Source organism: Elusimicrobia bacterium HGW-Elusimicrobia-1, from assembly GCA_002841695.1.
In the GTDB taxonomy this organism is placed as follows: domain Bacteria; phylum Elusimicrobiota; class Endomicrobiia; order PHAN01; family PHAN01; genus PHAN01.
Genome location: PHAN01000021.1, coordinates 43,103 through 53,695, shown reverse-complemented (window position 1 = coordinate 53,695; position 10,593 = coordinate 43,103). Strand labels below are relative to the sequence as shown.

The following is a 10,593-nucleotide window of genomic DNA, read 5'->3' as shown; positions in this document are numbered from 1 at the left end:
GGCGATTTTACAACCCCCGTACCCCCTTTGTTAAGGGGGAATTTACCATTGTCCGACGCCGCGCCTTCCATTCGCCGCCACAGTTTTTGTTTTTACTATTCACTATTTACCATTCACTGCCTTTAATCCCCTGCCACTTGACAACCCCCCCTTTTTTTTGTAAAATTCCACCATTCGATAAAACCTTCTTTTAAGAAGGGGGACGGGTATTATGAAAGCATCAAAAAGAACAAAGTTTTTTGCCGTAATCGCGTCGCTTGCTTTTGCCGTTTCGGCGGTTCACGCCGGCGGACTGACCGGCAAGAAAATCGCTTTGGACGCCGGACACGGCGGCACCGACCCCGGCGCTGTCGGCCCGACGGGACTAAAAGAAGCGCAGGTCAATCTTTCCGTTATCAAAAAACTCGACGAATATCTGAAAGCGCAGGGCGCGGACACCAAATTAACAAGGGATACCGATATCTACATAACACCCAGCGGACGCGGTACGATAGCGAATAATTGGGGCGCAGGCAGTTTTGTTTCAATTCATTTTAATGCCGCAACCGACAGAACGGTCAACGGCACCGAAACACTTTATCACCCCACCAGAAATGCGAACAGCAAAAAACTTGCGGAAAAACTCCAGGGTAGATTAATCGAAGCGCTGGGATTAAAAAACAGAGGATTAAAAGAGAGGACAGATCTTGGCTTACTCAATACCGCGTTAATGCCCACCGCTCTGACGGAGTCGTCTTTCATATCTAACACTTACGAAGAAGCGCGCCTCAAAGATTCGACTTACATAGATAAAATCGCAAGAGGTCACTACCTGGGCGTGATGGACAACTACGGCGCCGCCGTCGGTGGAGACCCCGTCGTAACTCCTCCCCCCGCTCCGACCGTCAAACCGCTGTCCGGCAAAAAGATAATGATAGATCCGGCGGGCGGCGGAGGAACTTCCGGCGGTCTTGGGCCGACGGGACTTAAAGGAAAAGACGTCAATTTGCGCGTGGCGACCGTGCTTAAAAACTGCCTTATAGAATACGGCGGAGCCGATACCGTGATGACCCGCTCCGGCGATGTTTCCATAACTGTGGCGGCCAGGGTCGCGGCCATAAACGCTTCCGGCGCCGATAAGTTTATCGGAGTGGCGTTTCCGCGCTCGACGAATCCGGAGATGAATTACACCAAAACTTACTACTACAAATACGGACCCCGCGCTGCGGAAAGTTTGAAACTTGCCCAGGGGATTCAAAAACGTCTGGTGGAGACCCTCAAAATTACGGATAAGGGCGTTGGCACTTCCTCGGCGGGGCTCCTTTTGAACACGTCTTCAATTCCCGGTGTGGTAACGAAACCTTCTCACTTGTCGAATCCTTATGAGGAAGCGCGTTTGCGCGACGCCGGATATACTTGGAAGATAGGAAAGGCAATATACGAAGGCGTGGTGGACTCGTACAAATAAATTTTTAGCGCGAGTGTCATACGCCCGCGGCAGTTTTTAATAACCCTTCTTCGGAAAATGCTTCTTTGGAGGCGCCCAGGCGAAGGGTTATTTTTTTGCCCTTGCGCCGCTTGTATTCTCCTCGTTTTTTCCGCTGAGAGTTCACATAAATAAATGAAATCAGGATATTTTTTTCGTTGTGCGGTGTTGTTTGCCGTCGCGGTGTTTTTGCGGCCGGCGGGCGCGATAGCGGGGGTTGCGTTCCGTTTGGATACAGCCCGCGCCGCCGCCGAATATCTGGCGGCAGCGGACCTTATGCCTGCGCCCGACGCTGTGTCCGGCCGCGTCGACTACGCCCGCGCGCTGGCCGAACTAAAAAAAGCGACCGACGAAGCCATTTCCGCCGGCCGTTTGCAGGGATACGACGTTGCCCCGCGTTCCATAAGCATCCTTGCGGAAGAGTTTGAAACCGAACTCGATATTTTAAGAATTCAAAATACCGTCTCGACCTACAAAGAGCGGGCCGCGTCCGCCGACTCCCGGATTACCGGACGGATGGCGGCTTACGCGCAGAGTTTTTACAACCACCCTTTTGCCGCAGAGCCGGGGGTCTCCATTTTACCGTCGTTTCATATGCTCTACGGCTCGCCTCCGTCACGTCCCGGTCCGGTATCCGGAGAACTCGGTTTCAAAGCGGTCGGCAACGATCCAAAACGACTTAAAGTGGACGAGGCCAATGTGACACTGCGGCTGCCCGTCGGCCGCTCGTCGCTGAAAATCGGGCGCATATATTTTATTCTCGGACGTCTGGGGTTGATAGCCGACAACAATTTCGACGCTTTTGAGGGCGCCCTGCTCGACGACATATCGGCCGTCGGCCTGAAAATATCCGGCGTTTTCGCGCGGCTTTCCTCCACAAATTATCCCGGAACCACAGGGTTTGAAAGCGCCGACGATTACTGGGCGGCCCGCGTTTCAAAAGAGTTCTCCGACGGACATTTTGAGGTCGGAGCGAACGCGCTTTTTAGCGGCATATCTTCCGAGGACGCCGCAAGTTTGGACTTGTGGTGGCGTTCTCCATGGCGCTTGAGGGAATTCATCCTTGAAGTCGCGGCTTACCGTCCGACCAAGAGCGGTATCATAGAGGATACCGACCCGTACGAGGCGCGCTGGGCCGTCGTCGGCGGGTTTGACGCGATAAAAAAACGCAATTTTAATGTGTTCGTACAACTGGGCGATGTGGCCAAGGGTTTTACGCCAATGGCCACATCTCTGGCCTACTCCGCCCGCGACCATTTATATTTCGATCATGACACACGCGGCATAGACGCGGCATTCACGTATTTTCCTCATATAAAAGAAGACGTCGGGCCATGGCAGAGCCGTCCGGAGAGGACTTTAGTCGTTCCGAAATACGTTTTCTATGAAATCAATCTGGTTTATCTGTGGGATTCATACTGGCGTAAATCTCAGGCGCGATACATTTTCAGGCATTCGCGGCCTGTGGCGCAAGATATGAAATTTTATATAGAAAATACGATTTGGGACAGAGAAGAAACGGAATCCTGGCCCGCAAGCGGCGTGTACAACGAGATGCGCGTTTATTTCACGCTTGAGATTTAAAACAAAGAGGAAAAACTCTCATGAAAAATAATCCGACGGCGAGCCGGTCATTCGCTCTGCCGAGAAAATTTTCCGTCGCGCTTGTCGTTTTGGCGGTCTCCGCCGCGTGGTTCGCAAAGATGCCTGTCGCGCTGGCATCGGAGCCGTTGACGGTTCCGGCGGCTCTGTCTGAGAGTTCCGTTATAGAAGAAATAGGATATTTCGCGTCCAAAGGGCGGGATAACTTACGCAAGCGATATGCCCGGATGAAAAAAACCGCGCCGTCGCGGCTGGCATGGGCGCGTTTTTTCAACGAAATCGCCTGGCAGGTCGAGATTTTTGATCCGTCGGATGAAGAACGTTTCGACAGGGTGGTTAAATATTTCGGGACGGAATACGCATTGATAAGTTTGGAAAACTCCGTCAAAGAAATGCCCCGCCTCAGTATGGGCGCCGAGTTTGCCATAAACTCCGATTATGCGTGGGGGCAGGATATCGCCGCGTCGGCGGCGGCATTTTCTCAGCAGATTCGTTTGACGATGGACGTAAGAAAAAAGGAAGTTTTCGGCCGGATGGCTTTGAGAAACTTCGGTTTTTGGGGCGTCAACGAGTATTCGTCGGGCTCCGTGGGAATAAACTTCAAAACTTCGGACCCCCTTTGGGTCGACGAACTTTATGTGGAAGCCGGGGACCGCGCCGGAATCTCCGCCGGCAGAAGATATTTCAAATATGGGATATGGGGACTCGCGGTGAATAATGTTTACGCGCCCGCGGATTCGGTCGAGGCGTTCTGGAACTCAAAAATATTTTCCGCGCGCGCGACCGCGGCGGTTCAATACGAGACGGTTGACTACTACGCCGCCGAACTGCGACTGAAGGGCGCCGGCGCTTTAGCCGTCGGCCTGAGCGGATTCGTCTCGGCGGCTTCCGAGAGCGCCATCGCCGCCGCCGGCGGCGGAGACAACGATATGGCCGTTTCAGTTTTCGGCACTTATGGCTTGGCGGGCGGACTTTCTTTTAGCGCCGAATCCGCCGTCTACAAAAGAACATCCTCATCGCCGGAAGGAATTCCCGTTGTGTTTGAAACCGCTTACAGGGCATCTTCCGTGGACGCGCTTGTCCGTTGGGCCGAGATACCGGATATGCGCTTTCCCGGCTATACCATCGCCCGTTCGCCTCTCGACTATGTGGGCCACGAATATCTTTCAGGGCGTTTCGTGACCAAAATGCGGGGTTTTAACGCAATCGTCACGATGAAATACGCCGATCCCGTGTTCCCTGAGATGGAACACACTCAACTTACCGGAATGGATGAAGATGTTGTTTTTTCAAAGACATCGGTTCGGATAATATATAAGCCCCGCCCCGTTTCCGCGGTCTCCGGCGTGCTTGATTTTTCGTCGAGCGCTCTGGAAAGCGCCGAACGCGACCACAGGGAATGGCGCGTAATGACTCAGGCGGTTTTCAGATTTTGATTGGACGGAATTATTTTGTAAAATCCTTCTCGGTAACGGCGCCATCGTCTAGTCCGGTTTAGGACGCCGCCCTCTCAAGGCGGAGATCACGGGTTCAAATCCCGTTGGCGCTACCAATTTTCATGATGAGGCCATTGAAAACCCCTTGTCATGTCATTCCCGCGAAAGCGGGAATCCAGGGCTTCCGTCAACAATGGATTCCCGATTAAAGCATTCGGGAATGACAAAATGGTCAAAAAATATATTTTTCAACAATCTCATGATAATTCTTCACAGGTTGAACGGACAAGCGGTTACGATTAACGCGGAACTGATAGAATCGGTGGAGTCGATGCCCGACACAAAGGTCGTTTTAATTTCCAATAATCAGTATCTCGTCAAAGAATCTCCGACGGAAATCGTCGAGAAAGTGGTAGAATACAAAAGAAAGATAACGGGAAATCCACCTGTGCCCCCTTTGTAAATGGGGAAAGACAACCCCCTGCCCCCCTTTGTTAAGGGGGAATGAAAACGTATTGTATGAGAAATGCTTCCATCTTTTGAAAAGATGGGTCGGGGGAGATTTAATCGGGAGAGATAAGTGGACATAACTACATTAATCGGAGCCGTCGCCGGACTTTTTATCATCGCATTGGGAATAATGCTCAGAGGCGGCGGACTCGACATAAGGCAATTCATTCTTTTTATCAACATTCCGTCGATGATGATTACTTTCGGCGGAACCATTTGCGCCACGCTCATTAACTATCCGCTCAAGCAGTTTCTGGGCGTCTGGAATATCGCCCGCAAAGTCATGATGGAGCCCGCCGAGAATACCACGGGCATAATATCGCAGTTCGTTTCGCTCGCGCAGAAAGCCAAGCGCGAGGGATTCCTTTCGCTTGAATCGGACATAAAAAAAATAGACAACGATTTTATGAAACGCGGAGTGCAGCTTGTCGTCGACGGACAGGACGCCGAGTTCATCCGCGGACTTCTTGAAACGGAAGTGGCATTCGTGCAGGAGCGCCATAAGGTCGGTCAGGAAATATTCATAGCTCTGGGCACATACGCGCCGGCTTTCGGACTTATAGGAACGGTCATAGGTCTTATACTGATGCTTGCAAACCTTCAGGACCAGTCCCAGATTGCATCGGGTATGGCCGTGGCTCTTTTGACGACTTTTTACGGCGCTATGGCGGCGTATCTGCTGTTTAACCCCATCGCCGGAAAACTAAAAAGGCGCAGCGAGGAAGAGGTTCTGGTAAAACAGGTTATTATACGCGGAGTTTTGCTGCTTCAGTCCGGCACGACCCCCTCAATTATCGAGGGTAATTTGCAGGCGTATCTTGAGCCGCGCTTAAGAAAAATCGCGTCGGCCAGAGAACGCGCCGCGGCCGGAGCATAAAAATTTAGACGGATAAAAAGCTTAGGCAGACCCAAGAGGCGAATATTGCTTCTTGCGTCTCGACTAAAACAAAATGGCACTTCAAAAAATAGAAGAAGCTAAGCCGCCTCCTACACCTCAGTGGATGACATCCTACGGCGACCTCGTCACGCAGCTGCTGGTGTTTTTCGTCATGCTTTTCGCTCTTTCCGCCGCGGCTACCGAGGACCAACTCAAGAAAATCAAAGAGAGGATAGACGGTTACGTCCTGGCGAATTCCCTGCAGTCGTTTGTTTCCACACAACTCTCGCAGAAGGAAGGTTTGATAATAACGTTTTCCGAAAAGTATATGTTCGACCCGGGAAAAGCCGAAATCTATCCCGAAGCCAAGACGATAATCAGAGACGTAATGTCGCTTCTTACCGACGACCCCAACAGAATAACCATAGAGGGCCATACCGATAACACTCCCATACGAACGTCGCAGTTTCCGTCGAACTGGGAACTCTCCACGTCCCGCGCCACAAATCTTTTGAGATTTATGCTCGAGGATTTATCTTTCGAGCCGAAGCGGCTTACCGCCTCCGGATACGGCGAATATCATCCCGTCTCACCCGGCGATACTCCCGAAAACCGCGCCAAGAACCGTCGGGTGGACGTGGTCGTCAAGAGATTGGACTTGGATGAGATGAAGGAATGGAACGCGGGGCTTTCGGCCGCGGCCAAGCAGGCGGTTACCCGCGGAATTGTGGAAGTCAAACCTCAGACACTTCAGTAGGACAATTCACCCATATTATTCGAGAGGTTCATTATGACAACATTGACCTTGGTACCAAAAAAAATTACTCACGGCGACGAACTGGTCATATTGCCGAAGAAAGAGTACGATAACCTTCGGCGTCGTTTGGACGAAACCCGCGATGCGCTGATTAAAATCAGAGAGGGTGAAAAAGAATACAAGGCGGGCAAGATACGTCCGATGCGCTCATTGTCTCAGCTTGACAAGAGATGAAAATCTCCAAGATTTATCCGACTTCACACTTTACAAGAGCGTACCGAAAACTGCCGGAGAACATAAAGAAACTTGCTCAAAGACAGGAAAAGATATTTTTGTCAAATCCGTTTGAGCGAAAGTTAAATACCCATAAATTGAAAGGTGAGTTATCGGGTTATTGGTCGTATCGTGTCAATTACGAGTACAGATTATTGTTCAGATTTTGCGACCCCGGCGAAGTTTTATATTACGACATAGGAACTCACGAGATATATAGATAGAAAAGGAGACGTTACCATGGCTAAGTCAAAGAAGTACGTTTATTTTTTCGGCGGCGGGAAGGCCGACGGCAACGAGTCGATGAAGAATCTGCTGGGCGGAAAAGGCGCGAACCTCGCCGAGATGGCGGGACATAAGAACCTGCGTCTGCCCGTCCCCCCGGGCTTCACAATTACCACCGACGTCTGCACACATTACTACGAAAATAAAAAGAAATATCCCCCGACTCTCAAAGACGAGGTCAACAAAGCCCTTAAAAAAGTCGAAGAACTTATGGGCAAGAAATTCGGCGACGTAAACGATCCGCTGCTCGTTTCCGTGCGTTCGGGCGCCAGAAAATCCATGCCGGGAATGATGGACACGGTTTTGAACATCGGCCTTAACGACATAACCGTCCGGGGCCTCATCAAAATGACGAATAATCCGCGTTTTGCCTATGACGCCTACCGTCGGCTTGTTATGATGTATGCCGACGTAGTTATGGAAAAAGCCGAAGGCAGAGAACCCGCAAGAGGCAAAGGCATACGCAAACTTATGGACGAGAAGCTTGAAGAACTCAAACATTCCAAAGGATATAAACTCGATACCGAAATGACGGCCGACGACCTCAAAGGTCTTGTCGCGACGTTCAAAAATATGATAAGTTCCGAACTCGGCAAAAGTTTTCCGGAAAAGCCCGAAGATCAGCTCTGGGGCGGCATCGGCGCCGTGTTTATGTCGTGGAACGGCAGACGCGCCGTGGACTATCGCAGGATTGAGCGCATTCCCGACGAATGGGGAACGGCCGTCAACGTTCAGTCGATGGTTTTCGGCAATATGGGCGACGACTCGGCGACGGGCGTCGCGTTCACCCGCAATCCCGGAAACGGCGACAATTATTTTTACGGCGAGTATCTCGTCAACGCGCAAGGCGAAGACGTCGTCGCCGGCATCCGCACGCCCGCGCCCATAAATGACAAATCAAAGAACGCCCAGAGCCAAAAATTTCCCACGCTCGAACAGATAATGCCCGGAATCTACAAGGAGCTTTTCGACATACAGGCCCGTCTTGAAAAGCATTATCATGACATGCAGGACATAGAGTTCACCATAGAAAAAGGGAAACTCTACATGTTGCAGTGCCGTGTCGGAAAACGCAACGGCACGGCGGCCGTCAAGATTGCCGTCGATATGTACAAGGAGAAGCTTATTGACGCCGCGACCGCCATAATGCGCGTTAATCCGAATCAACTCGTCGAGCTTCTTCTTCCGATGATAGAGCCCAAATTCGAGGCATCCAGCAAAGTGATAGCCAAAGGTTTGCCGGCCGGTCCCGGCGGCGCCGTGGGCCGCGCGGTTTTTTCTTCTAACGACGCGGTTCAATGGGCTGCCAGAGGCGAGAAAGTAATACTCGTTCGCGAGGAAACTTCTCCCGAAGACGTCGACGGTATGCACAAATCCCAGGCGATACTTACGTCCAAAGGCGGTATGACTTCGCACGCCGCTCTTGTGGCGCGCGGCTGGGGCAAATGCTGCATAGTCGGCTGTGAAGGACTTGAAATAGCCGACGACGAGAAATCGTTTACGACCAAAAGCGACGTTACCGTAAAAGAGGGCGATTGGATCACGCTTAACGGCACCAAGGGAACGGTTTACGTGGGCAAGCTAAATCTTGTAGACCCGAACCTTGAGCACAATACGTCGTATACGGAGCTCATGAAGCTTGTCGACAAAACCCGCACTCTTAAAGTGCGCACCAACGCCGACACGCCCAAAGATACGAAAAAAGCCGTTGAATTCGGCGCCGAGGGAATAGGTCTTTTCCGCACGGAGCATATGTTCTACGGGGAAGGCAGCGACAAGCCGTTGTTTTTGTTAAGAAAGATGATAATGTCCAAAGCGCTTGAAGAACGCAAGGCCGCTCTGGCGGAACTTTCGGTCTTCGTTAAAAACGACATAAAAGCCACAATGGAAGCGCTCGACGGATTTCCTATAACCGTTCGTCTGCTCGATCCGCCTTTGCATGAGTTTGTTCCTCACTCGGAAGATAAGGTCGCCGCTATGGCGCAGGAACTCGGCATAAGCGTGGAAGAAGCCAGAAAACGAGGCGACGCGCTTAAAGAAAATAATCCCATGCTGGGACATCGCGGAGTGCGTCTTGGAGTAACGTACCCGGAAGTTACCGAGATGCAAATCCGGGCCATAATCGAAGCAGCCGGCGAGCTTATTAAAGAAGGGAAAAAAGCGGTTCCGGAGATAATGATACCCGTAACCTGCACCGTCAACGAACTCAACAACCAGAAACTTATATTCGACCGCGTGCTTGCCGAAGTCCGGCAAAAACTCGGAGTAAAGATACCGGTGTTGTACGGAACGATGATAGAAATTCCCCGCGCGGCTCTTCTTGCAAACAAGATGGCCGAAACCGCCGAGTTTTTCAGCTTCGGCACGAACGACCTCACTCAGATGACGTTCGGTTTTTCGCGCGACGACATAGGCGGTTTCCTGCCGGATTATCTTACGTCGAAAATACTCCCCGTAGACCCGTTTCAGACGATTGACGCCGACGGCGTGGGTGAGCTTATTGAAATAGGCATCGACCGCGGCCGCTCCGTGCGCAAGAATCTTAAAATAGGCATTTGCGGAGAGCATGGCGGAGACCCTGAGTCGGTGAAATTCTGCCATCGCGCGGGAATGAACTACGTGTCCTGCTCGCCGTTCAGGGTTCCCATCGCCCGTTTGGCCGCCGCGCAGGTTGTCGTCGAGGATGCCGCCGGAAAGAAAAAGAAATAAATCGGGAACGGCAAAATTAAGGAGAACCGGAATTATGTCCAAAGTCGATTACGCCCTCATACTGGTAAAACCCGACGGGCTCAAAAAGTCGCTCACGGGAAATGTCATAACGAAACTTTCCGACGCTCGGCTTATAATAATCGGGGCCAAAATGGTCAAAGTATCCAGAGAATTGGCCGAGAAACATTACGCCGAGCACAAAGGCAAGCCCTTCTTTGATTCTCTCATAGAATATATACAGGGAAAACTTTTCGGAGAGCCGTTCGACCGCGTGATGGCGCTGGTTTACAGAGGCAATGACGCGATAAAAAAGCTCAGGGCCATCGTCGGAGCCACGAACCCCGAAGAGGCGGAGGCCACAAGCATTCGCGGCTCCTACGGGCGCGTGACCACAAAAGGGGTTTTCGAAAACGTGGTGCACTGTTCTTCGTCGCCGGAATCGTCGGAATATGAGATTAAGTTGTGGTTCGATCCGGAGGAACTCACGGAGGATATTTATCCGTCGAAGAAAGTGGTTTTGGAAAAAGTAGAGAAGATGGTTTGGGCGTAAAATGTAGTCGAATGTAATGGCGGTACGCCTGAAAAAATAAGCCGGCGTCTCCCGTAGGGGGACGTTGGCTTTTATTTTTACATAGGAGAGCAAAGGAGAAAAAGAACGTATGTTATTCCCGCGCCACCG

Annotated in this window: 10 protein-coding genes and 1 tRNA gene; all 11 read left to right on the top strand. The window is 51.4% G+C overall.

Features of this window, described 5'->3' with window-relative positions; genetic code table 11:
- Positions 1–211: 211 nt before the first annotated feature.
- The 11 genes from CVU77_08860 (at position 212) to CVU77_08810 (ending at position 10,464) form a co-directional block, all read left to right on the top strand.
- A complete protein-coding gene (locus CVU77_08860) occupies positions 212–1,447 on the top strand; it encodes a hypothetical protein (GenBank protein PKN00756.1) in 1,236 nt (411 codons plus the stop codon).
- A gap of 153 nt (positions 1,448–1,600) precedes the next feature.
- Complete coding sequence (locus CVU77_08855; protein PKN00755.1) at positions 1,601–3,049, top strand: hypothetical protein; 1,449 nt, start codon at positions 1,601–1,603, stop codon at positions 3,047–3,049.
- A 20-nt stretch (positions 3,050–3,069) separates the two neighbouring features.
- The gene (locus tag CVU77_08850) at positions 3,070–4,503 is read left to right on the top strand and encodes a hypothetical protein (GenBank protein PKN00754.1); all 1,434 of its coding nucleotides are present in this window, start codon (positions 3,070–3,072) and stop codon (positions 4,501–4,503) included.
- Between the two features lie 37 nt (positions 4,504–4,540).
- Positions 4,541–4,619 (top strand) — tRNA-Glu (locus CVU77_08845).
- Positions 4,620–4,762: 143 nt separating this feature from the next.
- Positions 4,763–4,966 carry a flagellar protein gene (locus CVU77_08840; protein ID PKN00758.1) on the top strand — a complete coding sequence of 68 codons (204 nt, stop codon included), beginning with the start codon at positions 4,763–4,765 and terminating at the stop codon, positions 4,964–4,966.
- A 117-nt stretch (positions 4,967–5,083) separates the two neighbouring features.
- Positions 5,084–5,890: a motility protein A gene (locus CVU77_08835; protein PKN00753.1), complete on the top strand. Its 807-nt coding sequence runs from the start codon at positions 5,084–5,086 to the stop codon at positions 5,888–5,890.
- A gap of 73 nt (positions 5,891–5,963) precedes the next feature.
- Entirely contained in the window at positions 5,964–6,647 is a 684-nt protein-coding gene (locus CVU77_08830; GenBank protein PKN00752.1) for a hypothetical protein, read from the top strand.
- A gap of 33 nt (positions 6,648–6,680) precedes the next feature.
- Positions 6,681–6,881 (top strand): hypothetical protein, encoded by a 201-nt coding sequence (locus tag CVU77_08825; protein PKN00751.1) that lies wholly within the window; start codon positions 6,681–6,683, stop codon positions 6,879–6,881.
- Positions 6,878–7,144 (top strand): type II toxin-antitoxin system mRNA interferase toxin, RelE/StbE family, encoded by a 267-nt coding sequence (locus CVU77_08820; GenBank protein ID PKN00750.1) that lies wholly within the window; start codon positions 6,878–6,880, stop codon positions 7,142–7,144. Before CVU77_08825 ends, CVU77_08820 begins: the two co-directional genes overlap by 4 nt.
- A gap of 16 nt (positions 7,145–7,160) precedes the next feature.
- A complete protein-coding gene (locus CVU77_08815; GenBank protein ID PKN00749.1) occupies positions 7,161–9,914 on the top strand; it encodes a pyruvate, phosphate dikinase in 2,754 nt (917 codons plus the stop codon).
- Positions 9,889–10,464 carry a nucleoside-diphosphate kinase gene (locus CVU77_08810; GenBank protein ID PKN00748.1) on the top strand — a complete coding sequence of 192 codons (576 nt, stop codon included), beginning with the start codon at positions 9,889–9,891 and terminating at the stop codon, positions 10,462–10,464. The genes CVU77_08815 and CVU77_08810 overlap by 26 nt, the downstream gene beginning before the upstream one ends.
- The last annotated feature ends 129 nt before the right edge of the window (positions 10,465–10,593 follow it).